Genomic DNA, 25,245 nt, shown 5'->3' with positions numbered 1-25,245 from the left:
GCATGAGCGACACCGGCATCTCCTCTTCGAGCTTCGCCGCGCGCGGCCCGAGCCTGCGCGCGCTTGCCGAAAGCGCCCTGCTGATCGCGACGATCTATCTGATCATGGGCGCGATCTACGTCTCTGTGCAGCCTTCGGCGCTCTCGGCCTATTCGATCGAGTCGCTGTTCAACAATTCCCTGCCGCTGATGCTGGCGGCCGCCGGCGCCACCTTCGTGATCCTGCAGGGCGGGTTCGACCTGTCGGTGGCGGGCGTCATCTCGCTCGTCAACGTGGTCGTCGCCGTCACCCCGCTCGAAGGGCCGCTGGGTGCGCTCGGGCTCCTCGCGATCGCGCTTCTCATCGGGATGGGCGTCGGCGCCGTCAACGGCCTGATCGTCGCCGGGCTGAAGATCCAGGCCATCGCGGCGACGCTGGCGACGATGATCGTCTGCCAGGGTGCCGCGCTCCTCGTCCTCGGGGCGCCGGGAGGCTACGTCTCCGACTTCATGGCCTACGAGCTGACGGGCTCCGTCCTCGGCGTGCCGCTGGCGCTCTGGATCGCGCTGGCCGGCGTCGCGCTGTGGAGCGTCTACCGGCGCACCGACGCCGGGCGGAACCTCCTCGCCGTCGGCCAGGACCGCAAGGCGGCGGCGCTGTCGGGCATCGACGTCGCGCGCACGGAATTCTTCTCCTTCGTCTGGGCCGGCGCCTACTATGCCCTCGCGGCCTACATGCTCGCGGCGCAGACCTCGACGGGCAGCCCCAACGCCGGCGAGCCCTTCCTGCTCCTGACCTTCGCCGCGGTGGCGCTCGGGGGCACCGCCTTCGGCGGCGGGCGCGGCAGCGTCACCGCCTCGCTGTTCGGCGCGGCGACGCTGATGCTCATGCAGAAGGTCATGTTCGCCCTCGGCGTCTCCTCCTTCTACACCGGCGTGATCCAGGGCCTGATCATGATCCTCGCCGTCCTGTTCGCAGCCGGTGTGCAACTCGCCATACGCTCGGGGAAGCGGCCATGACCCAGTCCAGCGAAACGATGGACGGGCCGGCGACGACGCCGCAGGACACCCGGCGGGCACAGCGCCTCAGCAGCACCTCCGTCGCGGTGATCGCGATCTACGGCCTCGTCGTCGCCATGATCCTGCTGTCGCGGGCGGTCAGCCCGGCCTTCGGCGGCCTGTCGCAGGTCGAGACCATCTTCTATCTCGCCGCCTTCCTGGTCTTCTGCGCTTTCGGCCAGGGGCTGGTCATCCTGGTGCGCGGGCTCGACCTTTCGATCGCCTCGCTGATCACCCTCGGCGGCGTCCTCTCGACGGCGCTGATGGCCGGATCGAACGACGGCCTGTTCTACATCCTGCCGGCGATCCTGCTCGCCTGCGCGCTGATCGGCGTCGTCAGCGGCATCGGCGTCACTTTCTTCGCCATCCCGCCCTTCATCATGACGATGGCCGTCGGCATCATCGTCTACAGCCTCTGCCTCGGCTTCACCCAGGGCACGCCGCGCGGCTTTCCCTCGCCGCTCCTGCGCGACCTCATGCAGGCGCGCCTCCTCGCCATACCGGCGCCGATCTGGCTGCTCCTCGCCTTCGTCGCCGTCGGGACGGTGCTGCAGGGCTATTCGGCCTTCGGGCGGAAGCTGAACGCGGTCGGCAACAATCCCGAGGCCGCCTATGTCGCCGGCCTCTCGGCGCGCACCCTGACGATCTCGGCCTATGCCGTCTCGGCCGCCTGCGCCGGGCTGACCGGCATCCTGCTTGCCGCCTATGCCAACGGTGCGACGCTGCGGATGGGGGACGACTATCTGCTGCCCTCCATCGCCGCCGTGGTGGTCGGCGGCTCGTCGATCCTCGGCGGCCGGGGCAGCTTCCTCGGCACGGTGGGCGGCGCGCTGCTCCTGACGACGCTCGCCACCATCCTGAGCGCGCTCGGCATCGGTCAGGGCTGGAAGACGATCCTCGAAGGCCTGGTGATCCTCGTCGCGCTGATCGTGCTGCGCGAGCAGGTGTTCGACGCGCTGCAGGCGGGGCTGCGCGGCCTGAAGAAGGGCTGAGGGCGGGAGGCATGTCGGACGCGTCTCCCGCGCCCAATTTTGGAAACGTTTCCAGGCGGGGTTTCGGTGCGAATCCCGCCAATGGAGAGAAGGGCACCGTTCTCGACCAGAAAAAGGGAGGAAGACGATGGGACTGAGAAGGACCGCATGGAGGAGAAAATGGGGTGTGTCGCTCGCGGCGCTTCTCGGCACGGCCCTCCTTGCCGGCGGCATGCAGCCGGCGGAGGCCAAGACCAAGGACGGCAAGTGGCGGATCTATCTGTCGCTCAGCTATTCCGGCAATTCCTGGCAGAGCGAGGCCGCCAACATCGTCAAGGCGCTGGCCAAGACGCCGCCCTTCGACAAGACGGTGGAACTGACGGAAGTCATCTCCGGCACCGACCCGCAGGCACAGATCTCCGACTACGAGAGCATGATCGCCAACGGCGCGGACGGGATCGTCAGCTTCCCAATCTCGTCGACCGCCCTCAACCGGACCGTCCATCGCGGCTGCCAGCAGGGCACGCTGTTCTTCATGTACGACGCCACGGTGACGGAGCCCTGCGCCTACAACATCAGCTACATCACGTCGGGCTTCGGCGAGAACTCGGCGCAGGCGCTGGTCAACGCGCTCGGCGGCAAGGGCAAGATCTTCCTGTCGCGCGGCGTGCCCGGCAACTCCGTCGACGAGCGTCACACCAGCGGTGCGATGCATGTGTTCAAGCAGTATCCCGGCATCGAGATCGCCGCGGAGTACTACAGCTACTGGGACGACCGCACGACCCAGCAGGAGACCGCCAAGGCGCTCGCCGCGCATCCCGACGTCGACGGCATCTGGGCCCAGGCCGGCGAGTTCGGCGCGATCCAGGCGCTGATGCAGGCCAATCCGGACCGCCTGGTGCCGGTGACGGGCGAAAATTCCAACGGCTTCCGTCTCGCCCTCGCCAATCCCGACTACCAGGCGAAGGGGCTGGCCGGCGTTTCCGCCGGTTCGCCGCCGGCCCAGTCGGGCTTTGCGTTCAAGCTGATGATGGAGATCCTCGAAGGCAAGCGCGAGCCGCTGGCCGAGGGCGAGCGCAACATCCAATATCCGCTGCCCTGGGTGCCCGCCGACAAGGTCCAGCTCTGCAAGGGCGACACCTTCGAGGACGGCTGCAACACCTTTCCCGAGGGCAAGGTGCCGAGCTCCTTCGTGACGGAGGTGTTCAACCCTGAACTGCTGCCGGAACTGTCGCTGGCCTCGGCCCTCGACGGCAAGCCGACGGCGGACGCGACGATCCAGCCGCTGCCGGCCGACGCGGTGGAGAAGGCGCCGGATGCGCCCGGTATCAACTGCCGCCAGTGCGAGGCGCCGGAAGACATCTACTCCCTCACCAAGGTCGAGCCGACGGTGAAGCCCTGATCGCCGTCGCAGAGAGGACGCCGCCCCTTGAAGCGGCGGCGTCCTGCCATTGGTTTGGCTGATCTGCGGCGCGTGGGTCGAAGCGATCCCGGCCGATGACAAAGGATATTGAAAATGGCGATCGAACATCTCAAGCGCGGCAAGTCCGAGTCCGAGCGCAACGAAGAAGATTCCAAGGTCCGGCAGATCGTCGAGCAAACGCTGAAGGACATCGAGGCGCGGGGCGACGCGGCCATCCGCGCGCTTTCGGAGAAATTCGACGGCTACAGCCCCGCCGCCTTCCGCCTGTCGCCCGAGGAGATCGAGGCGCTGATCGGCGAACTGACGCCGCGCGAGATCGCCGACATCAAGTTCGCGCAGGAGCAGGTCCGCAACTTCGCCAGGGCCCAGCGCGAGACCATGCTCGACCTCGAGGTCGAGACCCTGCCGGGGGTGATCCTCGGGCATCGCAACATTCCGGTGCAGTCGGTCGGCTGCTACGTCCCGGGCGGCAAGTTCCCGATGGTGGCGAGCGCCCACATGTCGGTCGTCACCGCCGCGGTGGCCGGCGTGCCGCGCATCGTCGCCGCGACGCCGCCCTTCAAGGGCCGCCCCAACCCCGGCGTCATCGCCGCCATGCATTTCGGCGGCGCCCACGAGATCTACGTACTTGGCGGTATCCAGGCGATCGGCGCCATGGCGCTGGGGACCGAGACGATCGAGCCGGTGCACATGCTGGTCGGCCCCGGAAACGCCTTCGTCGCCGAGGCCAAGCGCCAGCTCTACGGCCGGGTCGGCATCGACCTCTTCGCCGGCCCGACCGAGACGATGGTGATCGCCGACGAGACGGTGGACGCCGAGCTCTGCGCGACGGACCTCCTCGGCCAGGCCGAGCACGGCTACAATTCGCCGGCGGTGCTGATCACCAATTCGCGCAGGCTCGCCGAAGCGACGATGGAGGAGATCGGCCGGATCCTCGAGATCCTGCCCACCGCCGAGACGGCGGGCAGGAGCTGGCAGGACTATGGCGAGGTGATCCTCTGCGACAGTTACGAGGAGATGCTCGCCGCGGCCAACGACATCGCCTCGGAGCACGTCCAGGTGATGACCGATCGCGACGACTGGTTTCTCGAGAACATGCATTCCTACGGCGCGCTCTTCCTCGGGCCGCGCACCAACGTCGCGAACGGCGACAAGGTGATCGGCACGAACCACACGCTGCCGACCAAGAAGGCCGGCCGCTACACCGGCGGGCTGTGGGTCGGCAAGTTCCTCAAGACCCACAGCTATCAGAAGGTCCTGACCGACGAGGCGGCGAGCCTGATCGGCCAGTACGGCTCGCGGCTCTGCATCCTCGAGGGTTTCGTCGGCCACGCCGAACAGTGCAACATCCGGGTGAGGCGCTACGGCCGGATCAACGTGCCCTATGGCGAGGGCGCGCCGGCGATGGACGCCGCAGAGTGACGGCGCGGTGAGGCGAGCGGTGGACGATGCCGGAAAAGACGGGGTGATGGCGCCGGCGGGCGGCCGCGCCGGTCGCGGCCGGATCACCGTCAGGGACGTGGCGCGCGAGGCCAAGGTCTCCGTCGCCACCGTGTCGCGGGCCCTGAGCGACGATCCGACGATCGCCCGGGAAACCCGCGAGCGGGTGCTCGAAAAGGCCAAGGAGATGGGATATGCGCCCAATCTCTTCGCCCGCGGGCTGATCACCAGGAAGAGCGGCATCGTCGCGCTGCTCGCCAACAACATCACCAATCCCTTCTACCCGGAGGTGACGGTCAAGCTGACCCGCCGCCTGCAGGAGATGAACCTCCACACGATGCTCATTTCGTGGGAGGATTCCGTCGAGCACTCGCTGCCGGCGCTGCGCCAGATCGCCCCGGACATGGTGGTGGTCCTCGCCGCGACGATGACCCCCGACTTCCTGAAGCACTTCCAGGAAAGCGAGACGCCGATCATCCTGTTCAATCGCTACGTGACGGGGGCGCGGGCGAGCGTCGTGTGCTGCGACAACGAGGCCGGCGGGGCCCTCGTCGCGGCGCGGCTCGCCGCGGCGGGCCACCGGCGCCCGGCCTATATCCAGGGCCTCGCCACCGCGAGCACCAACGTCGACCGGATGCGCGGATTCCTCGGCGGCTGCGAGGCGGCGGGCCTGCCGACGCCGGACGCCGCCTCCGGCGGCGACTTCACCTACGAGGCCGGCTACGACGGGATGAAGGCGCTGTTCGCGCGCGCTCCCTCGACCGACGCCGTGTTCTGCGGCAACGACATCGTCGCGATCGGCGCAATGGACGCCGCCCGCTGCGAGCTCGGCCTGCGCATTCCCGAGGACGTCTCGATCGTCGGCTTCGACGACATCGCCATGGCGGCGTGGCCCTCGCACGACCTGACGACCGTCCGCCAGCCGATGAACGCGATGATCGATCGCACCATTGCCGAGATCACCCGCCTGCAGAAGCGCGAGCCCGGCAGGCCCGAACAGCATTTCCTGCCGGGGCGGCTGATGATCCGCGGGTCGGCGCGCCTGCCGGAGACGCTTCGCCCATGAGCCGCACGCCATTCCATGCCAGCCACTGCGACGTCTGGGATCTGCCGCCGCCGCCCGAAGCCGATGCGCGGCTCGCGCATGTCGAGCCGGGCGACGAGGCGATGCAGCGATACCGCAGCGGCGTGCGCCCGGTCTACGAGACGCTCGCCCGGGTGATGGCGCAGCTTTCCGGGCTGTTTCTCCTGCGGCTGACCGGGGGCGGCCGGGCGCTGCAGCTCGATCATCCGATGTTCGGCGTCGCCTGCGACCAGCTGGCCGCCGGCCGCGACGATCTCCGGGCGCTGGCCGTGCCGGCGGCGGCGACGCGCCATCACGCGGCGCTGTCGTTGATGGCCGGCCATCTCGCCGCTGCGGCGCAGGCGATGGACCGCCTCGCCGCGAGCCGCGGCGCCGCGCCGGACGAAGACGGCAAGCGCGGCGTCCTGCGCCAGCTTCACGCCGCCCAGGGGCTGCTGATCGCCGCCGCCGAGCCCGATGCCGGCATCACCCCGATCGACTTCTCGCATGCCTGCTGCAGCTGCGGCAGCGCCGTCCGGCTGAAGGCCGCCCGGTAACGACATTCGCCAAGTGGGAGGAGACACCATGGCCGACTATTCGATCCACGTTCTGGAATACAGCTACGTGCCGAAATACCACAAGAGCGGCGTGCTCTACGGCGCCCACAATCAGGGCTATGTGAAGCTGCCCTACTGCTACGTGCTCATCAAGGGCCGCGGCCACGTGGCGCTGGTCGACGTCGGCTACAATCACAAGGACTACGGCAAGCATCTCGCCGACAAGTTCGGCGTCGAGAACTGGCGCTCGCCGAAGGTCGTGCTCGCCGAGATGGGGCTGACGCCGGAAGACGTCGACACGGTGTTCATCAGCCACGCCCATTTCGATCATTTCGGCAGCGTCGAGGACTTTCCCAACGCGACCTTCTACATCCAGCGCGAGGAGATCGAGAAATGGGTCTGGGCGATGTCGCTGCCCGACCGACTGCGCTGGATGATGATCGCCGTCGATCCGAGCGACATCCTGCGCGGGGTGGGGCTTGCCGCCGAAGGGCGGCTGCGCACCGTCGACGGCTCGCTGGAAGACGTGTTGCCGGGGATCGATCTCCATCTCGCCAAGGACAGCCACACCTTCGGCTCGATGTGGGTGACGGTGCGCAACGACGGCAAGGCGACGTCCGAAGACGTCTGGGTGCTCGCCGGCGACCTCGTCTACCAGTTCACCAATCTGAAGAACGACGGCTCCGTCGTCGGCGTCGACACCATGTATACGCCGGTGGGTCTCGCGCTCGGCAGCCAGATGAATCTGCTTCTGGCGACCGAGGAGATGATGAAGCAGGTCGGCTACGACGACCGCCGGGTCATTCCGATCCACGAGGAGGGGCTCGCCGATCGCTTCCCCTCGCGCATCACCGGAGAGAAGCTCCGGATCAGCGAGATCTGCCTCGCCGACGGCAGCGCCTCGGTGGTCGCGTGAGCGGCGGGAAGGAGTTCGGCTCCGCCGGCATCGCGGTGGTCGGCGCCGGCCTTGTCGGCCTCGGCTGGGCGATCGTCTTCGCGCGGGCGGGACTTCCGGTGCGGGTCCACGACGGCGACGCCGGCCGGCTCGCCGAGGTGCCGGAACGGCTTCTGGCCTCGCTGACCGATCTCCTGGAAGCCGGGCTGATCGAGGAGCGGCCGGAGGCGGTGGCAGCGCGCGTCACCACCGTCGCCGATCTCGGGCAGGCGGTGGCCGGGGTCGACTACGTCCAGGAGTCGGTCTTCGAGCGGACGGACGTCAAGCGGGAGCTCTACGAGCGGCTGGAGAGCTGTCTCGGCGCCGATGCGATCGTCGGCTCGTCGTCGTCGGGAATCCCGTCCTCGGCCTTCACGGCCGGGCTTTCGATCGCGCCGCGATGCCTGATCGCGCATCCGGTCAATCCGCCCTATCTTGCGCCCGTCGTCGAACTGGTGCCGGCCGAATGGACGGAACCGGGGGCGCTGGAGGCGGTGCACGGGCTGATGTCCCGCGTCGGGCAGCATCCGATCCGCGTCGCCCGCGAGATCGAGGGCTTCGTGCTCAACCGGCTGCAGGGTGCGCTGCTGCGCGAGGCCTGGGCGCTCTACGAGGAGGGCTACTGCTCGCTGGAGGACATCGATGCGACGGTCTCGAAGGGCCTCGGCCTGCGCTGGTCGTTCATGGGGCCGTTCGAGACCATCGACCTCAACGCCCCCGGCGGCGTCCGCGACTATGCCGAGCGCCTGGGCGGCCTCTATCTCGCCATCGCCAGGGAGCGCACCGATCCGCAGCCATGGAGCGAGGCGCTGATCGCCCGCGTCGAGGCGGAGCGGCGCGAGAGCCTGCCGCGCGACGGGCTGAGACAGCGCACCGCCTGGCGCGACCGGCGGCTGATGGCGCTCGCCGCCCACAAGCGGCGTGCGGAAGGCGAGGCGTGATCGCCGGCGACGGGTTGCTTTGCCGGCTTATCCTGCCTCAGCCATAGGCGAGCCGGGCCACGCCGAGGTGGGCGCCCTTGCGTCCGGCCTCCGGCACGCCGTCGTTCTCCCCGAAGACGACGTAGCCGTTGCGGCCGGAATTCTTCACGCGGTAGAGCGCGACGTCGGCGCGGCGGACGAGATCGGCCTCGTCCGCCATCTCGCGCGAGGCCATCGCGGCACCGATCGACACGCCGACGAACACCGGCTCCCCCGCGATCTCGAACGGATTCTGGACGGCTTCGACGATGTTCCGCGACAGGGTCTCGACCTCGGAGCGATCGCGGACATCGTCGCACAGGACGGCGAATTCGTCGCCGCCGAGACGCGCCACCATGTCGTGCGCCGCGACCAGCGCCGTGATGCGCTCTCCGGTCTGCCGGAGAAGTTCGTCGCCGGCCTGGTGGCCGAGCGTGTCGTTGACCGTCTTGAACCGGTCGAGATCGAGATAGAGAACCGCGAAACCCCGACACGTGCGGTCGAACTCCCGCATCCGCTCGTCGAGGTGGCACTGGAAGGTGAAGCGGTTGGCAAGGCCCGTCAGCGAGTCGTGATGCGCCATGAACTCGATCTGCCGCTGCGAAACGGCGAGCTTGCGCGTCGTCTGGTGGACCCGGAAGAGAAGGACGCCGGCGAGCAGCACGATGACGGCGCCGGCCGCGGCGAGCGTCGGCACCATCTGTTTGAGGATCTTCGTCCCGGGCTGCTGCACCGTCCAGACCAGATAGCCGAGTTCCGCGCCGTCGGCATTCAGGGGGAAGGCCGCCTCGTGAGGACCCAGATGGCCGGTCCAGGAAAAGCGCGGATGGTCGATCAGGAAGTCGGCGTCGAGCTGGGCGAGGAAACGTCCGTCGAGGAACTGGACGGCGATATGCACCGCCTCTTCTCCCGCGACCTGCTCGATTTGCCCGGTATCGGAGAGGATCGCGGCGGCACTGGCCACGGCAGGCCGGTTCTCCAGGATGACGTAGCGTTTCACCGCCGTCGGCGCGTCCTCGGAGGCCCCGGCCTTCCTCCGGCGCTGCCGGAGTTCCGCGACGACCGGCGCGACCGCCGAGGCCTGGGTGAAATAGCTGCCCGGCTCGTCGCGGCGGCCGTCGATCATCGCGTAGACGGCATGATCCGCCCCGTCGAGGATGAAGGTGCGGTCGATGCCGAAATAATTATACATCCAGATCCCGAGATTTTCGTCGAACCATACGGGATCGCGGCGGCCGAGCACCTGCCGCAGCGCATCGTCCCACGACGTCGTGGTCTGCTGGTTCTTGGTGATCTGGGCGATCCGCTGGTCCATCAGCTTGTGCACCAGGGTGGTCTCGCGGCGGACCGACTGCGCGTCGGTCTGGCTGGCGGACCAATGGATCGCAAATGCAACGAATCCGCCCGTGACAAGCAACAAGCCAATCACTGGTAGAAACAGCACAGCGGTCAACCGTGGCATCCGCTTCTGCACGGGACGCTCCAAGCACCTGGACCCATCCCTTGCTAGAATACATTGTATTATAATTGGTTAGCGGCGTGGCTCGACAAAGATAAGCTTATAAATCAATTTCGCGCGGCGGCGCGCGGGAGGGACGCGCGTGGGTTTCGTCCTGGCGCCCTGGGAATTCTACAATAAGTTGTACTACGGCCGGCCTCCGGTGGACCCTTCCCTCCGGACGGGCCAGGGCTCGGACGGCGCCGAGCGGCGTGGCTTTGCCGCCGCTCGGTGCGTCTCATGGGCCGTCTGGGGCCAAAGGGGGCGGCGGGCTCAGGCGTAGGAGGCCGCGACGTCGCCCTCGCGCCGGACGCCGGCGAAGTCGTAGCGTGCCACAAAGGGGACGCCCTTCGCCCGGGTCAGCGTCTTCAGCGACGTCAGCCGCGTCAAACCGTCGCCCCTCAGCGCCCCGAGGACGCCGGCCTCGTCCGGGAAGTGCGACTGCACGGCGTCGAGCCAGATCGTGCGGCCGGCGAGGAAGCCCTGCGCGCCCGCAGCGTAGGAATAGGTCATCACCCGCTCGAACTGATCCGGAGCGACGCCGCCGGACAGCATGACCCACGGCACGCCGGCCTCGCGGCAGATGCCGCCGATCGCCTCGAACTCGGCCGCGGCCTTTTTCGACGCCGCGCCGGCACCGAATTCCGGCAGGGAGGCGCCGGGAAGCGGCGTCTCCAGCTTGAAGAGGTCGACGCCGTATTCGGGCCTGGCGAATTCCCGCACGCTGTCGATCACCAGCTCGGCGCGCTTGTCGGGGGATTCCACGTAGTCGGTGGTGTGGGAGGCGCTGTCCGGGAACGGATAGACCAGGAGTTCCAGCACATAGGGGATGTCGTGGCGGCGGCATTCGGCGCCGACGGCGCGCACATAGGCCTTCTGGTGGGCGACGACCTCGGCCGCGGCGTCGGGCCGGTACCAGGCGAGCACCTTGACCGCGTCGCCGCCGAGCCGGCGGATCTTGCCGACGCTCCAGTTGTCGATCGAGCGCGACTTGCGCCCGCCGGGCGTCTCCTCGAAGCGGTGCTCCTCCAAAGTGACGATCAGGCCGGTCCTGGCCGGCAGGATGTCGATCGCCGCGGGGATCGCGAAATTCGGATCGAACAGCATCGAGGAGGCCTCGTCGGCGAGCGCCTTCACCAGGAGGCGCTTCGCCGCGAGCATGTCGGCGAAGGTGACGTCCGCGGCCGAAACGCCCTTGGCCTTGGCGATGGCGGCGATCAGCGGCGGTCGCTGGTCGAGCGCCACCATGGTGAAATGTCCGTCCGCGTCCGCGAGGCGGGCGAGGCCGCGGCTCTTGCCGATCGTCGTCATGAATTGTCTCTCCAGAATTTTATCGTCTGATCGAATGTCGGGATGCCGCGCCGGCCGCCGGGCGCGGTGCATTTGAGCGCCGCGGCGGCGCTGGCGAAGCCGATCGCATCGCCCGTCGCGGCGCCCTGTGCGACGGCGAGCGCATAGGCGCCGTGGAAGACGTCGCCCGCCCCCGTCGTGTCGACGACCGGAACCGCGAAGGCCGGCCGGCGGGCGGTCGCGCCGGCTTCCCGCCACAGGACGCCGTCGCCGCCGAGCGTCGCCGCCGCGATCCGGCAGCCGTAGCCCGCGACCTCCGCGAGGGCGGCCTCCGCATCCCTTCCGGCAAAGCCCGCCAGGGCCGGCGCCGAGAACACCGCATGGTCGGTGAGGGGAAGCAGCATCTCGAACACCGCCCGGTCCGCGACGTCGGCATCGAGAACCGTCGGAACGCCGGCTTCGCGCGCGGCGGCAAAGGCGGCCTCGGCCCCCTCCGGCCAGCGCGGATCGGCGAGCACGGCGCCGGCCGCTGCGATCTCGGCGAGCGGCAGAAAGTCCGGCGCGGCGGGAAGCTTCTCGCCGCGGAAATTCGCGATGTGGCGTTCGCCCGCCGGGTCGACGAAGACGCCGGAAATCGACGAGCGGCCGCCGGCAAACAGCCGGAAACCCGAGACGTCGACGCCTTCGGCCGCGAGTTCGTCCCGCATCGCCGCGCCTTCGCGGTCCTCGCCGGCCCGGCCCCAGAAGTGCGCCTTGCCGCCGAGACGCGCCACCGCCACCGCCGCGGTGGCGGCCATGCCGCCGCCCTTGGTCATGAATTCGGGCGCCCGCACCTTGTCGCTGCGGCCCTCGGGCAGCCGCTCGACCTGCCAGATGTAGTCGAAGGCCGAAAGGCCGAGGCAGATCACCGTGGACGGGCGCTCGCCGAAGGCCGGCGCGAGACCGGTCATAGCCCGGCGACGCAGACATATTTGGTCTCGAGATATTCCTCGATCCCGTATTTCGATCCCTCGCGGCCGAGACCCGACTGCTTGTAGCCGCCGAAGGGCGCCATCTCGTTGGCGATGAGGCCGGAATTCACCCCGACGATGCCGCTTTCGAGCGCCTCGGCGACGCGGAACATGCGGGCGAGGTCGCGGGTGTAGAAATAGGCGGCGAGACCGAACTCGGTGTCGTTGGCCATCGCGACGACGTCGGCCTCGCTGGCGAAGGGGATGATCGGCGCGAGCGGCGCGAAGGTCTCCTCATGGGCGAGCTTCATCGCCTGCGTGACGCCGGAGAGGACCGTCGGCTGGAAGAAGGTGCCGCCGAGTTCGTGGCGCCCGCCGCCGGTGACGAGCCGCGCGCCGTTGTCGAGGGCGTTTCTCAGATGCTCCTCCATCTTGGCGACGGCGGCCTCGTCGATCAGCGGGCCCTGGGTGACGCCCGCCTCGGTGCCGCGCCCGACCTTCAGCCCGTCCGCAGCCGCCGCGAGCTTCTGCGCAAAGGCGTCGGCGAGGCTCTCATGGACGTAGATCCGGTTGGCGCAGACGCAGGTCTGCCCGGAATTGCGGAACTTCGCGATCATCGCGCCCTCGACCGCTGCGTCGAGATCGGCGTCCTCGAAGACGATGAAGGGTGCATTGCCGCCGAGTTCCAGCGACAGACGCTTGATCGTCGCGGCGCCCTCGCGCATCAGCCAGCGCCCGACCTCGGTCGAGCCGGTGAAGGAGATCTTGGCGACCTTCGGATTGGCGGTGAACTCGGTGCCGATCTCGCGGGCCTTGCCGGTGACGACCTGGAAGACGCCGGCGGGAATTCCGGCGCGTTCGGCGAGGACGCCGAGCGAGAGCGCCGAGAGCGGCGTCTGGGAGGCCGGCTTGACGACGATGCTGCAGCCCGCCGCCAGCGCCGGCCCGGCCTTGCGGGTGATCATGCCGTTCGGAAAGTTCCACGGCGTGATCGCCGCACAGACGCCGACCGGCTGCTTCATCACGAGGATGCGGCGGTCGGCACCCGGCGGCGGCACGATGTCGCCATAGACGCGCTTGGCCTCCTCCGCGAACCATTCGAGATAGGCGGCGTTGGCGACGATCTCGCCTTTGGCTTCGGCGAGCGGCTTGCCCTGCTCGGCGGTGAGGATCCTGGCGAGGTCGTCGGCATTCGCGACGATCAGCTCGTACCAGCGGCGGATCAGCCCGGCACGCTCCTTGGCGGAGCGCTTCGCCCAGTTCTTCTGTGCGGCTTCGGCGGCGTCGATCGCGCGTCTCACCGCGGCGGTGTCGAGGCTCGGCACGGCGGCGATGACGCTGCCGTCGGCGGGATCGGTGACGGGGATCGAGGCGCCGGTCCCGGCGCCGATCCATTCGCCGGCGACGAGGCAGCTCTCTGTGAAGAGGCTCGGGTCGGTGAGGCCGGTGATCGCCATGGCGGAACTCCTTGTCTTCTTGCTGTCAGCGGATCGCGCGACCGGATTCCTGCTCGAACAGGAGCGCCTTGCCGCGGACCGGGATGAGGGGAAGCGTGTCGCCGGGCTTCGGGCGAAGGTCCGGCGAGACCCGCGCGATCGCATCCGTCTCGGCCAGCTTGAAGTGGACCAGCGTGTCGGAGCCGAGCGGCTCGACGAGGTCGACGGTGACGGGCAGCGCGTCGGCATCGTTTGGCGCGACGGCGAAATGCTCCGGCCGCACGCCGAGGACCAGCCCTTCGCCGGATCCGGCAGAGGGCGCGAGGCCGGATCCGAGGATTTCGGCCGGCAGCGCGCGGCCGTCGGCGAGCCGCGCTCTGCCGTCGCCGAGCGTCACGGGCAGGAAGTTCATCGCCGGCGAGCCGATGAAGCCGGCGACGAAGAGGTTGTTCGGGGTCTCGTAGACCTCCTCCGGCGTTCCGACCTGCTGGATGACGCCGGACTTCATGACGACGATCCGGTCGGCCATGGTCATCGCCTCGACCTGATCGTGGGTGACGAAGACCATCGTCGTCCTCAGCTGCTGCGACAGCGCCTTGATCTCGGCGCGCACCTGGGCGCGCAGCTTGGCGTCGAGGTTCGACAGCGGCTCGTCGAACAGGAAGACCTTGGGATTGCGCACGATGGCGCGGCCCATGGCGACGCGCTGGCGCTGGCCGCCGGAGAGCTGCTTCGGCCGCCGGTCGAGGAAGTCGCCGATGTGCAGGAGGCCGGCGGCGCGCTCGACCCGCCCGGCGATCTCCTCCCTGGTCATGCCGCGCATCTCGAGCGAGAAGGCCATGTTCTGGCGCACCGTCATGTGCGGATAGAGCGCGTAGTCCTGGAAAACCATGGCGATGTCGCGCTTGGCCGCCGGCACGTCGTTGACCCGCTGGTCGCCGATGAACAGGTCGCCGCCATTGATCGATTCGAGCCCGGCGAGCACCCGCAGGAGGGTGGACTTGCCGCAGCCGGACGGGCCGACCAGCACGACGAATTCGTGGTCGGGAATTTCCAGGTCGAGATCGGGAATGACGGTGAAGTCGCCGTATTTCTTCACCAGCTTGCGCATCGAGAGCGAGGCCATCAGCGGGTCTCCTCGAAGGCGAGGACCGGCTTGATCGACTTGCCTTCGGCGAAACGGGCGAAGCGTTCGGGCAAGGCGTCGAGGCCGAAGCGCTCGTCCACCAGCCGGGCGTAGCGCTCCTTGTTGGCGCGCAGCAGCTCGACGTTGGCGTCGAGATCACCCTTCGGGAAATAGAAGGTGCGCAGCATGGCGAAGTCCTTGCGGCGGAACACCTTGTCCTCGGTGATCGTCCAGGGCGCGGCGTTCTCGCCGACGAGGACGATGACGCCCTTCGGCAGGACCAGCTCGATCGCGAGGTTGCGCGCGGCATGGGCGCCGGAGCATTCGACGATCATCTTGAAACGGGCCTCGCGGCTGCCGACCGGATGTGCCGCCGCGCCGAAGGAGACGGCGATCGAAAGGCGCTCCGGGTTCGGGTCGGAGACGAAGACCCGGCCGTAGCCGAGCGCCCTGAGGGCGAGGACGACGCCGAGGCCGACGGGCCCCGCGCCGGTGACGAGCACCGCCGGGTCGCCGTCGCGGGCGACGAAGCGCTGCGCCTCGCGCACGGCATGGGCCGAGGTGCCGATCGTGTCGAGGAGGAGGGGCCCGAGATCGTCGGGAATGTCGTCGGGCACCGGCAGCAGGCAGTCGTTGGGAACGGCGACATATTCGCAGTAGCCGCCGTCGCGGTTCCAGCCGATCAGCGAGGAGACCTCGAGGCACATCTGCGTGTCGCCGGCCCGGCATGCCGCGCAGTGCCCGCAATGGACCGGGATGTAGACGGCGCAGCGCCGGCCGTGCAGCGCATGGCCCGGCTGTTCCACCCGGCCGAAGATCTCGTGGCCGGCGATGTGCTCGGCGCCCTTGTGCCAGAGCTTGAAGTCGGAGCCGCAGAGGGCGGTGCGCAGGATCTTCACCAGCGCCTCGCCGGGTCCCGGCTCGGGCAGGGGAACGGTCTCGACGCTGATGCGGTCCTCGCCGTGGAAGGCGGCCGCGCGCATCTGCGGGCGCTGGGTGGTGGGGTCGGCGGTCGGCATGGCGGATCAGCCTTTCACGGCGCCGAGCGTCAGGCCGGAGATCAGCCAGCGCTGGACGATGACGGCGAGGACGAGGGGCGGCAAAGCGATCAGCGTGGCGGCGGCCATCAGGGCGCCCCAGTTGGTCGAGCCTTCGCCGATGAAGTTGAAGGAGGCGGCGATCAGCGTCTTGGTGTCGGAATTCGACAGGACCAGCGCGAAGAGGAAGTAGTTCCAGGAGAAGACGAAGGCGAGGATCGCCGAGACAGCGAGGCCCGAGGTGACGAGCGGCAGGGCGATCCGCCAGAACACCCGGAAGGGCGAGCAGCCGTCGACCTGCGCCGCCTCGTAGACGCTGCGCGGGATGTTGTCGAAGAACGGCAGCAGCACCCAGATGACGATCGGCATGGTGATCACCGCATGGGTGAGGATCAGCGCCCAGTAGCTGCCGATCATGTCGACCTGCCGAAACATCACGTACCAGGGCAGGAGGAACAGCGTGCCGGGCGCCATGCGCGCGACCAGCGTCACCACCGCCGGCCAGGTGATCCGCGTCCAGGAGGCGACGAAGGCGGCGGGGGCGCCGAGGATCAGCCCGAGAAGGGTCGAGGCGGTGGTCACCACCATCGAGTTGAAGGCGTAGTGGAGGAACGGCGTCGTCTCCGACAGCGAAACGTAGTTCTCGAGCGTCGGCGTGAAGAACAGCGTCGGCGGATAGGCGGTGACCTCGAAGGACTGCTTGAAGGAGGAGAGCACCATCCACAGCGTCGGGATCATCACGACGCAGCCGGCGAAGAACAGCAGGACGGCGTTGAGCCACGCCGTGAGGCGGTCGGAGCTTGCAATCGCGGACATCGTCTCTTTCCTACCAGGCGACCGCGTCGCGCATGCGGTTGAGGATGAGCACCGCGCCGAGCACGATCACCGAGAGCGTCACCATCAGCGCGCTCGCATAGCCGAGCTGGAAGAACTCGAAGCCGGTGCGGAAGCCGTAGATGTTGAGGGTCGTGGAGGCGTTGGCCGGCCCGCCCTGGGTGGTGATGTAGATGAGATCGAAGAAGCGCAGGAGGTCGACGCTTCGCAGGATCGTCGCGGTGGCGAGCGTCGGCAGGAGCAGCGGCAGGGTGATCCGCCAGAGCACCTTCCAGCCCGAGGCGCCGTCGATCTCGGCCGCCTCGTAGACGCTCGGCGGCAGCGCCTGCAGGCCGCCGAGGACGATGAGCGCGACATAGGGGCTCCACTGCCAGCTGTCGATCAGCGCCAGCGTCGGCACCACGAGGCCGGGCGATGCCAGCCAGGTCGACGGCGGCAGGCCGAGCGAGGTGAGGATGAAGTTCGCCGCGCCGAGCGAGGGATCGAGGATCACCAGCCACATCATCCCGGCGACCACCGGCGGCATCATGAAGGGCGAGATGAACAGCGAGCGGACGATGCCGGGCAGCTTCTTGGCGCGGAAGAGCAGGAGCGCCAGCACCGTGCCGAAGAAGAGCTGCAAAGCGAGCGACAGGAAGTAGAGGTAGAAGGTGACGGTCAGGCCGTTCCAGAACTGCCCGTCGGAGACCATGCGGCCGTAGTTGCCGAGGCCCTCGAACCGCGTCATGCCGGTCGCGGTGAAGGACTGCAGGCTCAGCCACAGCGTATAGCCGAACGGGAAGGCGATCATCACGACTGTGAAGACCAGCGCCGGGGCCGAGAGGCCGAGGAGCTGGCCGCGGGGGGAGAGGGTCCTGGCCATCACGCGCGCCTCAACCGGCCAGGAAGCCGCCGTCGACGGCGAAGACGGTGCCGGTGACATAGGCGCTGGCGGGCATGGCGAGGAAGGCGACGGTGCCGGCGATCTCCTCCGGCTGGCCCCAGCGGCCGAGCGCGGTGCGGCCGGCGATGCGCTGGTAGTGGGCGAGCTCCTTGCGGCCTTCGGCGTTGATCTGCGTCTCGATGAAGCCGGGGGCGACGGCGTTGACGCGGATCGGATCGTTCGCCCAAGCGAGCGCCAGGCTCTTGGTCAGCATCACGACGCCGGCCTTGCTGGCGCAATAGGCGGGAATCCGCGGCAGGCCGGAATAGGCGTTCATCGAGGCGATGTTGACGATCGAGCCGTGCTTCTTGGCGAGCGCCGCCCGGAAGGCGAGGCAGGCGCTGAAGGTGCCGGTGAGGTTGACGTCGATCACCTTGCGGAAGACGTCGAGGTCGAATTCGGCGTCGCGCCTCAGGATGCCGGCGCAGTTGACCAGGAGGTCGACGCCGTCGAAGCCTGCCGCAAAGCCGCGCATGGCGGCGTCGTCGGTGACGTCGAGAACGTGCAGCGAAAGCGTCTTCGAGGCGACGAGGCCGCAGGCCGCCATCTCCGCCTCGCCGACGCCGGTGGCGGCGACGTGCGCGCCGAGTTCGCCGAGAAGCCGGACGATCGCCGCGCCGATGCCGCCGAGGCCGCCGATCACGACCGCGCGAAATCCGGGCGCGAACTGAAACTGCTCATGGGACATGGGGATCACACCACAGGAGGGAGCCGCCCGGCTGGGAGGGTCGGGCGGCTCTTGCCAGCCTATTCGCGCTCGATCAGCGCGTTCAGCTGCTGGTCGGCATTGGCGCAGGCCTGATCGACGTCGGCGGTGCCGAGCAGGATGTCGTCGACCGCCTGGCCGATATATTCGCGCGACTCCGGATTCTGGACGATCGGATAGCCGACCTCCGAGGTGCCGTCGGACGCGAGCGTCTGCAGCGCCTCCTGCCACTTCTGGCGCACCGGCTCCTCGGCGAGCCATGCCTTGTAGTCGGCGTCCTCGGCGGCGGCGGCGCGCGGCGGCGCGATGCCTTCGAGGGCGAGCTTCGCCTGCATCTTCGGGCTCGTCGCCCACTGGACGAAATACCAGGCGGTCTCCGGATGGGCGGAATATTTCGACACCGCCATCGCCCAGCCGATCGTCGTCGGATGCGAGCCGCCGGCGCCCGCCGGCAGCGGCATGATGCCGGTGTCCTTCAGCCGCTCGCCGCCCTCCATCACCGAGGGAAACTCGTTGGAGGACTGGAAGGACATCGCCGCCCGGCCGGCGCGATAGAGCGAGGTGAGCTGGTAGAAGCTGTAGTTGACGACGCCCGGAGGGCCGTAGTCCTTCAGAAGGTTGGCATAGGTCGACAGCGCCTTCTTGCCGGCATCCGAGCAGAGCGCCGACTTGCCGTCCTTCATGTATTCCCCGCCTTCGTTGTGCAGGAAGTTCGAGAAGGTGTAGGGCAGCGCCGGCTTCAGGCCGCGCGAGGCGAAGGGCGTGACGTTCGAGGCGTCCGAGCAGCCCTTGATCTTCTCTGCCGCCTTCTGGATGTCCTCGATCGACTTCGGGGCATCGACGCCACACTTCTCGAAGAGGTCGGTCCGGTAGTAGAGGAGCGGCCCTTCGATGTTGAGCGGAATGCCGGTCAGCGTGCCGTCGAACACCGCGGCGTCGACCAGCGCCTTGCCGAGGCCGCCGAAATCGTAGTCGGGCGACACCGTCTGATCGCCGGTATAGGGCTTGAGATCCTGGTACCAGCCGGCGGCGGCGAACTGGCGCCCCTCGCGGGACGGCAGCGTCATGAAGACGTCGACCTCGTCGGAATGGGCGTTCAGCACCGTCAACAGGCGCTGGCGCATCTGCTGTTCCTGGTAGCTGTCGACCTTCAGCGTGATGCCGGTCTTTTTCTCGAAGTCGTCCTTGTATTTCAGGATGGCGGTGGCGACGGGGTTGTTGTTCGCCAGGAAGGTGATGGTCTCGCCCTTGTGGGCCATCCAGTCGAAGCCCTGTGCGCTGGCCGCCGAGGCGAGCGCGACGGAGGCGAGAAGCGCGGCGGTCAGGCCGCAGGCCTTCTTGATGGGCAGTGTCATGTCACAGATCCTCCCAGATCGGTCCGGTTGTTCGGAGCCATCCGCTTGACCGCGGCTTTTTCTTGTAACCGGTTACATAGACCCGCAGGAACGGCAGTGTCAATCGCGCCCCCGACCGATCTTTTGTTTCGGGTTTTCACCGCAATCTGCTAGCCTGTACCACCCGTAGAAGCGCGATGACGACCGAAAGGCCGAATGAAACCGATTTACAAGGATACGCGAACCCCCGCTGCAGAAGGGGGGCGGGCGGTCGGCATCCGGGCGGTCGCCAAGCGGGCCGGCGTGTCGACGGCGACGGTCTCTCGCTCGCTGAACAACCCGGCCTCGGTCAGCCCGGAGCTTCGGGCCAAGATCAGCGCCATCATCGAGGAGATCGGCTATATCCCGGACGCCTCGGCGCGGGCGCTTTCCTCGCGGCGCACCCGCACCATCGGTGCCATCGTGCCGACCATCGACAATGCGATGTTCGCGCAGGGGCTGCAGGCGCTGCAGTCCTTTCTGGCGCAGCGCGACTACCTGCTGCTGCTGGCGACCAACGAATACGATCTCGAGGTGGAGCTGCAGCAGGCGCGCAATCTCGTCAGCCGCGGCGTCGACGGGCTGATCCTGCGCGGCGACAAACACAGCGAGGAGCTGCGCCGGCTGCTCGACGCGCAGGCGATCCCCTTCGTCAATGTCGGCGTCTACGAGCCCGACAAGCCCTATCCGTCGATCGGCGTCGACAACGCCAGGGCCGGCCGGCGGGTCACCCGCCACCTGATCGACCTCGGCCACCGCAGGGTCGGCATCGTCGCGGCCATGCAGCGCAACAACGACCGCGCCCAGGCGCGGCTCGCCGGCATCCTGGCCGAACTGAGCGAGCATGACGCGACCCCGCCCGAGGCCTGGATGCTGCAGGTGAACTACAAGCTCGACGATGCCCGGCAGGCGGCGCGCACGCTGCTCTCGCAGCCGCATCGCCCCACCGCCGTCGTCTGCGGCAACGACGTGATCGCCTATGGCGTTATGCTCGAAGCGCTGAAGCTCGGCCTCGCCGTGCCGGGCGACGTCTCGGTGGTCGGCTTCGACGATCTCGAATGGAGCCGCCACCTCAGCCCGAGCCTGACGACGATCCACATGCCGACCGACGAGATCTGGGTGCGGGCGGGGGAATACCTCGTCCAGACGCTGGCGGGAGCGCCGACGATGGCGCATCGCGAGATCGACTTTTCGCTGGTGGTGCGCGAGTCGACCGCGCCGCCGAAAGAGTGAGCGCTGCCCGGCCGCGCCGCCGCAGCCCCTTGCCGCCGCCGGGCCGCGGACGCCGCGTCGCGGCCATGGAGCGACGAGGCGCGATCGTACGGCTGGCGTCGGCGCCGGGGCAAGACAACCGTGGAAAGGACACTCCGTGACGAGAGGCTTCGAGATCGCCGCCATCGAGCCGCAGGTCTATCGCGTGCCGATCGCGGTTCCCGTCGTCACCTCCTTCGGCACGATGCGCGACCGGCCGGCGCTGTTCGTCAGGGTTGTCGGCTGCGATGGCGCCGAGGGCTGGGGCGAGGTGTGGTGCAACTTTCCCGCCGTCGGCGCGGAGCACCGGGCGCGGCTGATCGGCTCGGTGCTGGCGCCGCTGCTTCTCGGCCGGCGCTTCGAGGCGCCGCAGGCCGCCTTCGCGTTTCTGACGGCGCAAACGGAAGTCCTAGCGATCCAGAGCGGCGAGCCAGGGCCGCTGGCGCAGGCGACTGCCGGCATCGACCTCGGCATCTGGGACATGCTGGCGCGCCGGGCGGGCGAGCCGCTTCACCGCTTTCTCGGCGGCGGCGAGCGCCGTTCGGTGCCTGCCTATGCCAGCGGTCTCAACGCCGACGCGCCGGAACGCCTGGCCGAGGCGAAGCATGCCGAAGGCTATCGGCGCTTCAAGGTGAAGGTCGGCTTCGGCCGCGACCGGGACGTCGGCAATCTGAGGACGCTGCGCGCGGCCTTCGGGGCGGCGACGCCGATCATGGTGGATGCCAACCAGGCCTGGGGCTTCGACGAGGCGCTGTCGATGGCCGAAGCCTTTGCCCAATGCGCGCCGGAATGGCTGGAGGAGCCGATGCGTGCCGACGTGGCGGTGGCCGAATGGCGGCGCTTCGCCGAGGCAGCGCCGGTGGCGGTCGCCAATGGCGAGAACCTCAGGGGCGAGGCGGCCTTCGCGGCGATGGCGGAGGGCGGCGGGATCGGCTTCCTGCAGCCGGACATCGGCAAGTGGGGCGGCCTGTCGGGCGGCATGGCGGTCGCGCGGCATGCCGCGTCGCGCGGCGTCACGCTGTGCCCGCACTGGCTCGGCGGCGGCATCGGCCTCGTCGCCTCGCTGCATTACCTCGCAGCGGCCGGCGGCGCCGGCGTGCTCGAGGTCGATGCCAATCCCAACCCGCTGCGGGACGAATTCGTCAGCAGCTTTCCGGCGGTCGCGGACGGCGAGATGACGATTCCTTCGGGCGCGGGCCTCGGCGTCGCCCCCGATCTCGGACGCCTGGCTCCGTACCGGATTGCCTTGTGATAGGGCGCCCCGCCGGGCCGCCCTGCCGGGCCGCGGCGCTCTGCCCGACCGGCATGCGGCCGCTCCACAAGGACAATGGCGCTCTTTGCCGAAGAACCTCTTCGTCTGCAGCAGGGGCTCGCTCGGCTCCGTGACGGCGGCGGCGACGAAGCTGTTTCCGGGCCGCGTGCGGATCGAGACCGCCCATTGTGCCATCCCCACCCACCGAGGTGGCGATGGAGTTCGGCAAGCGCGTGACCGCCCCGGCCGCGGGGGGCATGATCGGGGACGAACGACCGTGCTGGCTCCGGGTCACCGAAAAATCCGCGCGCAGAGGCGCCGCCGCTCCCATGCGCGAGGCGGATTGCTTCAGGCGTCAGCCTCGTTCGGCAGGGGCGGGCGATGCATGCCAGAGGCGGGAGCGGGACGCCGATAGTGCCGGCGGCTGCGGTAGCGGATGCTGAAGCCTCGCAACGGGCGGGCCGAAGGATGGTCTCTGCGCAAATTCGGCTCGATGCATCGGTCTCACGCGAAGACCAGCCGTGACTTTCAGGCCGACCCGTCGCGAACAGGGGATGAAGCGAGCTTCGCTCGTCATCCTGCTCTCTCGTCTTCTCAGCGCGCGATCTCTTCTCAGCGCGCGATCTCTTCTGCGCGCATGATCTTTCCCGAGAACCGGTTCCGACTTTCAGAGATCACGCCGTTTCAGGATCTGGCTGCAGCGAAGCGCCGGTCAGCCGCGGTGGGGGGGGGGGGGCAGACGCGCCGAAGCACCCACCGACCGGATCGATCGGCAGATGCGCATTCGTTCGGACGATTTCGGCCGCAAGCGGAAGGCCCGGCGATTCGGGCCAAGCGACGCCAGCCTTATCCGCGAGCCGTCAGGCCGGCTGCAGATTGACGGCCTTCGGGCCCTTGCCGCGCTTGTCCGGCTCGGTGTCGAAGGAGACCTTCTGGTTCTCCTGGAGCCCGGCGAGACCCGACGCCTGCACCGCGGAGATGTGGACGAAGATGTCCGCACCGCCATTGTCCGGCTTGATGAAACCGAAACCCTTTTCGGTATTGAAGAATTTGACCGTTCCGGTCTGTGCCATTATCGGAATCCTTATCCCGGCATGTATGGGCGCCCACAGGGCGGCGGCAGGCAAGTCTTGACGAGGATAGGAACCGACACATCGTGGACCCACGGCCCACCCGGGAGAGGCGCTCCCGATACGCAATTCGTCCATTACCCGTGTTCGCGAATTTGCCCGAACGGCTTCGACAATGCTAGTTTCCCCGCATCATTGCAAGTGAAAGATTTCTGACGCGCTTCACGTTTCATTGCGGCACAGCGGCCGCGCCAGTACTGTCTCTGCCAACAACGTCCGGAATCCTTCCAGAATGTCGATACTCCTCGCAGGCTTCGGCGCCTTCCCCGGCGTCGCCCGCAATCCGTCGCAGGACCTCGTGGAACGGATCGCGGATCGCCTGCCGCCGCAGGCGGGCGCCGTCGTCCTCCCGGTCTCCTGGGACGAGGCGTTTCAACGGCTGAAGGCCGAGATCCTGCGGCTGCGGCCGCGCTCGGTGCTGTTGTTCGGGGCGCATCTGCGGGCCGAGCGCTTTCGCGTCGAACTCGTCGCCCGCAATCGCCGCGAGCTCGGCCGCCCCGACGCGCTCGGAGCGTTTCCCGCCGGTCCCTCGATCGGCGACGGCCCGGAGACGCTCGCCTGCCGGCTCGACTGGCGCGCCGTCGCCGGGGCGCTGCGCCGGGCGGGGATCGACTTCGAATGGTCGTCAAATGCCGGCGGCTATCTCTGCAACGACACGCTCTACCGCCTGGCGCTCGCCGCCGACGGTCTCGGCGTCGAGCGCTTCGGCTTCTTCCACCTGCCGTCCAGCGACGAGGGGGTCGGCGATCTCGTCCTGCAACTTCCGCTGCCGGAGGTGTTCATGAGTGTGCCGATGGCGACCCTCGAGGCGGCGGCGCTGGCGCTCTTGCAATCGGTCGGGACCGCGGGCACTGACGTCGAGCGCCCGATTGCCGGCTGACGGCCGACGGCGCCGAGCGTCCGCGAGAGCGCAGGACGGACGCTCCGACATCGTCATTCCAACCATCCTGCTTGCGGACGATCGCTCCCCGCCATCCGGGCCGATGCCGCTGCAGACCGCCCGAGGATTATCCCATGACCCGCACGCCGCCCTTCGACGAGGCAGCCCTCGACGCCGCCTATGGCGAGGCGCTGGCCGCGGAAAAGGCCGGGCGGATCGACGCGGCGGCCGAGGCCTATCGGCGCTGTCTGGCGATCGACCCTGAGGACCACGTCGGGGCGATGCTCAGGCTCGCCGCCCTTTGTCGCGGCGAGACGCCCGTCTCGGCCGGCGAGGCCTATGTGACGACGCTGTTCGACCAGCAGGCGGCGGCCTTCGAAGACATCCTCGTCCGCCAGCTCGCTTACGGGGTGCCCGGCCTGATGGCAAAGGCGCTGGCGCGGCTCGGCCATCACCACTTCGACCGAGCGCTCGATCTCGGCTGCGGCACCGGGCTCGTTGGCGCCGCGCTCGACGGCCGCGTCGACGAGATGCACGGCGTCGACCTCTCGGAACGGATGGTCGAGATCGCCTATGAGGCCGGGGTGTACGACCATCTCTATGTCGGCGAGGCGCTGGGCTTTCTTCAGGAATTCGAGGAACCGGAACCCTTCGATCTCGTCACCGCCGCCGACGTCGTGCCCTATATCGGCGACCTTTGCCCGCTCTTTCTCGCCGTCGCGGCAAGGCTCGCGCCGGGTGGTGTGTTCGTCGCCTCGACCGAAAGCCTCGCGCCGGACGAAGGCGGCGAGGCCGGCTTTGCGGTCGGCCGCGACCATCGCTTCCATCACGGCGAAGGCCATGTCCGCGCGGCGCTGCGATCGGCCGGCCTCGAGGTCGCCGCGTTCGAGCCGATCGTCGTGCGCATGCAGGAGGGAAAGCCGGCGCCGGGCCACCTCGTCGTCGCGAGAGCATGATTGCGAAGCGCGGGAACCGGTTTCCGGCAACGATCATGCGCCGACGAAAAGAGTCATCCGTGAAGTATCGCTGACGGCTTGATAGGGTTTGGATTTTTGGCTTCGGCAAGGTTTCGATTTTGCAGGAAAGCTGGGTTTTGACACCGGGTTTCTTGCGATTTCGGATTCCCAATTCCGCCGGTTTGTGGTCCGATTCACCTCGCGATCAGCGGAGGGTTCG

24 protein-coding genes are annotated in these 25,245 nt (G+C 68.5%); 12 read left to right on the top strand and 12 right to left on the bottom strand.

Annotated features, from left to right (window positions below; all coding sequences use genetic code 11):
- Positions 1 to 2: 2 nt before the first annotated feature.
- The 8 genes from J1C47_RS13880 to J1C47_RS13845 all read left to right on the top strand — a co-directional run bounded on the left by J1C47_RS13880 (position 3) and on the right by J1C47_RS13845 (position 8,366).
- Positions 3 to 998 (top strand): ABC transporter permease, encoded by a 996-nt coding sequence (locus tag J1C47_RS13880; protein WP_207351374.1) that lies wholly within the window; start codon positions 3 to 5, stop codon positions 996 to 998.
- Positions 995 to 2,029, top strand: coding sequence for an ABC transporter permease (locus tag J1C47_RS13875; protein ID WP_207351373.1), 1,035 nt, complete (start codon positions 995 to 997; stop codon positions 2,027 to 2,029). The genes J1C47_RS13880 and J1C47_RS13875 overlap by 4 nt, the downstream gene beginning before the upstream one ends.
- 166 nt (positions 2,030 to 2,195) lie before the next feature.
- The gene (locus J1C47_RS13870) at positions 2,196 to 3,410 is read left to right on the top strand and encodes a sugar ABC transporter substrate-binding protein (protein ID WP_342591984.1); all 1,215 of its coding nucleotides are present in this window, start codon (positions 2,196 to 2,198) and stop codon (positions 3,408 to 3,410) included.
- A gap of 114 nt (positions 3,411 to 3,524) precedes the next feature.
- Positions 3,525 to 4,853, top strand: coding sequence for a histidinol dehydrogenase (hisD, locus tag J1C47_RS13865; protein ID WP_207351372.1), 1,329 nt, complete (start codon positions 3,525 to 3,527; stop codon positions 4,851 to 4,853).
- A 19-nt stretch (positions 4,854 to 4,872) separates the two neighbouring features.
- The gene (locus J1C47_RS13860) at positions 4,873 to 5,937 is read left to right on the top strand and encodes a substrate-binding domain-containing protein (RefSeq protein WP_207351371.1); all 1,065 of its coding nucleotides are present in this window, start codon (positions 4,873 to 4,875) and stop codon (positions 5,935 to 5,937) included.
- Positions 5,934 to 6,491: a hypothetical protein gene (locus J1C47_RS13855; RefSeq protein WP_207351370.1), complete on the top strand. Its 558-nt coding sequence runs from the start codon at positions 5,934 to 5,936 to the stop codon at positions 6,489 to 6,491. The genes J1C47_RS13860 and J1C47_RS13855 overlap by 4 nt, the downstream gene beginning before the upstream one ends.
- Positions 6,492 to 6,519: 28 nt before the next feature.
- Positions 6,520 to 7,407, top strand: a complete 888-nt coding sequence (locus tag J1C47_RS13850) for an N-acyl homoserine lactonase family protein (RefSeq protein ID WP_207351369.1) — start codon at positions 6,520 to 6,522, stop codon at positions 7,405 to 7,407.
- Positions 7,404 to 8,366 carry a 3-hydroxyacyl-CoA dehydrogenase gene (locus J1C47_RS13845; RefSeq protein WP_207351368.1) on the top strand — a complete coding sequence of 321 codons (963 nt, stop codon included), beginning with the start codon at positions 7,404 to 7,406 and terminating at the stop codon, positions 8,364 to 8,366. The genes J1C47_RS13850 and J1C47_RS13845 overlap by 4 nt, the downstream gene beginning before the upstream one ends.
- A gap of 37 nt (positions 8,367 to 8,403) precedes the next feature.
- On the opposite strand, the gene J1C47_RS13840 is transcribed toward J1C47_RS13845, so the two are convergent.
- The 10 genes from J1C47_RS13840 to J1C47_RS13795 form a co-directional block, all read right to left on the bottom strand.
- On the bottom strand, positions 8,404 to 9,711 hold the full coding sequence (locus J1C47_RS13840) for a diguanylate cyclase domain-containing protein (protein ID WP_207351367.1): 1,308 nt from the start codon (positions 9,709 to 9,711) through the stop codon (positions 8,404 to 8,406).
- Positions 9,712 to 10,155: 444 nt separating this feature from the next.
- Entirely contained in the window at positions 10,156 to 11,193 is a 1,038-nt protein-coding gene (locus J1C47_RS13835) for a tagatose 1,6-diphosphate aldolase (RefSeq protein ID WP_207351366.1), read from the bottom strand.
- Positions 11,190 to 12,122, bottom strand: a complete 933-nt coding sequence (locus J1C47_RS13830) for a PfkB family carbohydrate kinase (protein ID WP_207351365.1) — start codon at positions 12,120 to 12,122, stop codon at positions 11,190 to 11,192. Before J1C47_RS13830 ends, J1C47_RS13835 begins: the two co-directional genes overlap by 4 nt.
- On the bottom strand, positions 12,119 to 13,579 hold the full coding sequence (locus tag J1C47_RS13825; RefSeq protein WP_207351364.1) for an NAD-dependent succinate-semialdehyde dehydrogenase: 1,461 nt from the start codon (positions 13,577 to 13,579) through the stop codon (positions 12,119 to 12,121). The genes J1C47_RS13830 and J1C47_RS13825 overlap by 4 nt, the downstream gene beginning before the upstream one ends.
- 25 nt (positions 13,580 to 13,604) lie before the next feature.
- Positions 13,605 to 14,684 carry an ABC transporter ATP-binding protein gene (locus tag J1C47_RS13820; RefSeq protein WP_207351363.1) on the bottom strand — a complete coding sequence of 360 codons (1,080 nt, stop codon included), beginning with the start codon at positions 14,682 to 14,684 and terminating at the stop codon, positions 13,605 to 13,607.
- The gene (locus J1C47_RS13815) at positions 14,684 to 15,703 is read right to left on the bottom strand and encodes an alcohol dehydrogenase catalytic domain-containing protein (RefSeq protein WP_245396559.1); all 1,020 of its coding nucleotides are present in this window, start codon (positions 15,701 to 15,703) and stop codon (positions 14,684 to 14,686) included. Before J1C47_RS13815 ends, J1C47_RS13820 begins: the two co-directional genes overlap by 1 nt.
- Before the next feature lie 6 nt (positions 15,704 to 15,709).
- Complete coding sequence (locus J1C47_RS13810; protein WP_207351362.1) at positions 15,710 to 16,537, bottom strand: carbohydrate ABC transporter permease; 828 nt, start codon at positions 16,535 to 16,537, stop codon at positions 15,710 to 15,712.
- A 10-nt stretch (positions 16,538 to 16,547) separates the two neighbouring features.
- Positions 16,548 to 17,417 (bottom strand): carbohydrate ABC transporter permease, encoded by an 870-nt coding sequence (locus J1C47_RS13805; protein ID WP_207351361.1) that lies wholly within the window; start codon positions 17,415 to 17,417, stop codon positions 16,548 to 16,550.
- A gap of 10 nt (positions 17,418 to 17,427) precedes the next feature.
- Positions 17,428 to 18,165: an SDR family NAD(P)-dependent oxidoreductase gene (locus J1C47_RS13800; RefSeq protein WP_207351360.1), complete on the bottom strand. Its 738-nt coding sequence runs from the start codon at positions 18,163 to 18,165 to the stop codon at positions 17,428 to 17,430.
- A 59-nt stretch (positions 18,166 to 18,224) separates the two neighbouring features.
- Positions 18,225 to 19,538, bottom strand: a complete 1,314-nt coding sequence (locus J1C47_RS13795) for an ABC transporter substrate-binding protein (RefSeq protein ID WP_207351359.1) — start codon at positions 19,536 to 19,538, stop codon at positions 18,225 to 18,227.
- Between the two features lie 195 nt (positions 19,539 to 19,733).
- Here J1C47_RS13795 and J1C47_RS13790 point away from each other — a divergent pair, with 195 nt between their 5' ends.
- Both J1C47_RS13790 and J1C47_RS24125 read left to right on the top strand, forming a co-directional pair.
- Positions 19,734 to 20,789, top strand: coding sequence for a LacI family DNA-binding transcriptional regulator (locus J1C47_RS13790; protein ID WP_207351358.1), 1,056 nt, complete (start codon positions 19,734 to 19,736; stop codon positions 20,787 to 20,789).
- Between the two features lie 136 nt (positions 20,790 to 20,925).
- Positions 20,926 to 22,059 carry a mandelate racemase/muconate lactonizing enzyme family protein gene (locus J1C47_RS24125; protein ID WP_207351357.1) on the top strand — a complete coding sequence of 378 codons (1,134 nt, stop codon included), beginning with the start codon at positions 20,926 to 20,928 and terminating at the stop codon, positions 22,057 to 22,059.
- An 860-nt stretch (positions 22,060 to 22,919) separates the two neighbouring features.
- Here the strand turns inward: J1C47_RS24125 and J1C47_RS13780 are convergent.
- Entirely contained in the window at positions 22,920 to 23,132 is a 213-nt protein-coding gene (locus J1C47_RS13780) for a cold-shock protein (RefSeq protein ID WP_207351356.1), read from the bottom strand.
- A 289-nt stretch (positions 23,133 to 23,421) separates the two neighbouring features.
- On the opposite strand from J1C47_RS13780, the gene J1C47_RS13775 reads away from it, so the two are divergent.
- Both J1C47_RS13775 and J1C47_RS13770 read left to right on the top strand, forming a co-directional pair.
- A complete protein-coding gene (locus J1C47_RS13775; RefSeq protein ID WP_207351355.1) occupies positions 23,422 to 24,069 on the top strand; it encodes a pyroglutamyl-peptidase I in 648 nt (215 codons plus the stop codon).
- Between the two features lie 134 nt (positions 24,070 to 24,203).
- The gene (locus tag J1C47_RS13770) at positions 24,204 to 25,025 is read left to right on the top strand and encodes a class I SAM-dependent DNA methyltransferase (RefSeq protein ID WP_207351354.1); all 822 of its coding nucleotides are present in this window, start codon (positions 24,204 to 24,206) and stop codon (positions 25,023 to 25,025) included.
- Positions 25,026 to 25,058: 33 nt separating this feature from the next.
- Here J1C47_RS13770 and J1C47_RS13765 read toward each other — a convergent pair.
- A partial coding sequence (locus tag J1C47_RS13765; protein WP_207351353.1) for a hypothetical protein occupies positions 25,059 to 25,245 on the bottom strand: 187 nt, incomplete at its 5' end.

This window comes from Jiella sonneratiae (assembly GCF_017353515.1).
Classification (GTDB): domain Bacteria; phylum Pseudomonadota; class Alphaproteobacteria; order Rhizobiales; family Rhizobiaceae; genus Jiella; species Jiella sonneratiae.
This window is presented reverse-complemented; position numbering and strand designations above follow the sequence as displayed.

Bases quoted from the DNA above. Each gene is read 5' to 3' on its own strand.
- J1C47_RS13815 (WP_245396559.1), bottom strand. From the start codon at position 15,703: ATGCCGACCGCCGACCCCACCACCCAGCGCCCGCAGATGCGCGCGGCC.
- J1C47_RS13875 (WP_207351373.1), top strand. From the start codon at position 995: ATGACCCAGTCCAGCGAAACGATGGACGGGCCGGCGACGACGCCGCAG.
- J1C47_RS13805 (WP_207351361.1), bottom strand. From the start codon at position 17,417: ATGGCCAGGACCCTCTCCCCCCGCGGCCAGCTCCTCGGCCTCTCGGCC.
- J1C47_RS13855 (WP_207351370.1), top strand. From the start codon at position 5,934: ATGAGCCGCACGCCATTCCATGCCAGCCACTGCGACGTCTGGGATCTG.
- J1C47_RS13780 (WP_207351356.1), bottom strand. From the start codon at position 23,132: ATGGCACAGACCGGAACGGTCAAATTCTTCAATACCGAAAAGGGTTTC.
- J1C47_RS13850 (WP_207351369.1), top strand. From the start codon at position 6,520: ATGGCCGACTATTCGATCCACGTTCTGGAATACAGCTACGTGCCGAAA.
- J1C47_RS13790 (WP_207351358.1), top strand. From the start codon at position 19,734: ATGAAACCGATTTACAAGGATACGCGAACCCCCGCTGCAGAAGGGGGG.
- J1C47_RS13880 (WP_207351374.1), top strand. From the start codon at position 3: ATGAGCGACACCGGCATCTCCTCTTCGAGCTTCGCCGCGCGCGGCCCG.
- J1C47_RS13810 (WP_207351362.1), bottom strand. From the start codon at position 16,537: ATGTCCGCGATTGCAAGCTCCGACCGCCTCACGGCGTGGCTCAACGCC.
- J1C47_RS13835 (WP_207351366.1), bottom strand. From the start codon at position 11,193: ATGACGACGATCGGCAAGAGCCGCGGCCTCGCCCGCCTCGCGGACGCG.
- J1C47_RS13825 (WP_207351364.1), bottom strand. From the start codon at position 13,579: ATGGCGATCACCGGCCTCACCGACCCGAGCCTCTTCACAGAGAGCTGC.
- J1C47_RS13800 (WP_207351360.1), bottom strand. From the start codon at position 18,165: ATGTCCCATGAGCAGTTTCAGTTCGCGCCCGGATTTCGCGCGGTCGTG.
- hisD (WP_207351372.1), top strand. From the start codon at position 3,525: ATGGCGATCGAACATCTCAAGCGCGGCAAGTCCGAGTCCGAGCGCAAC.
- J1C47_RS13775 (WP_207351355.1), top strand. From the start codon at position 23,422: ATGTCGATACTCCTCGCAGGCTTCGGCGCCTTCCCCGGCGTCGCCCGC.
- J1C47_RS13820 (WP_207351363.1), bottom strand. From the start codon at position 14,684: ATGGCCTCGCTCTCGATGCGCAAGCTGGTGAAGAAATACGGCGACTTC.
- J1C47_RS13795 (WP_207351359.1), bottom strand. From the start codon at position 19,538: ATGACACTGCCCATCAAGAAGGCCTGCGGCCTGACCGCCGCGCTTCTC.
- J1C47_RS13770 (WP_207351354.1), top strand. From the start codon at position 24,204: ATGACCCGCACGCCGCCCTTCGACGAGGCAGCCCTCGACGCCGCCTAT.
- J1C47_RS13830 (WP_207351365.1), bottom strand. From the start codon at position 12,122: ATGACCGGTCTCGCGCCGGCCTTCGGCGAGCGCCCGTCCACGGTGATC.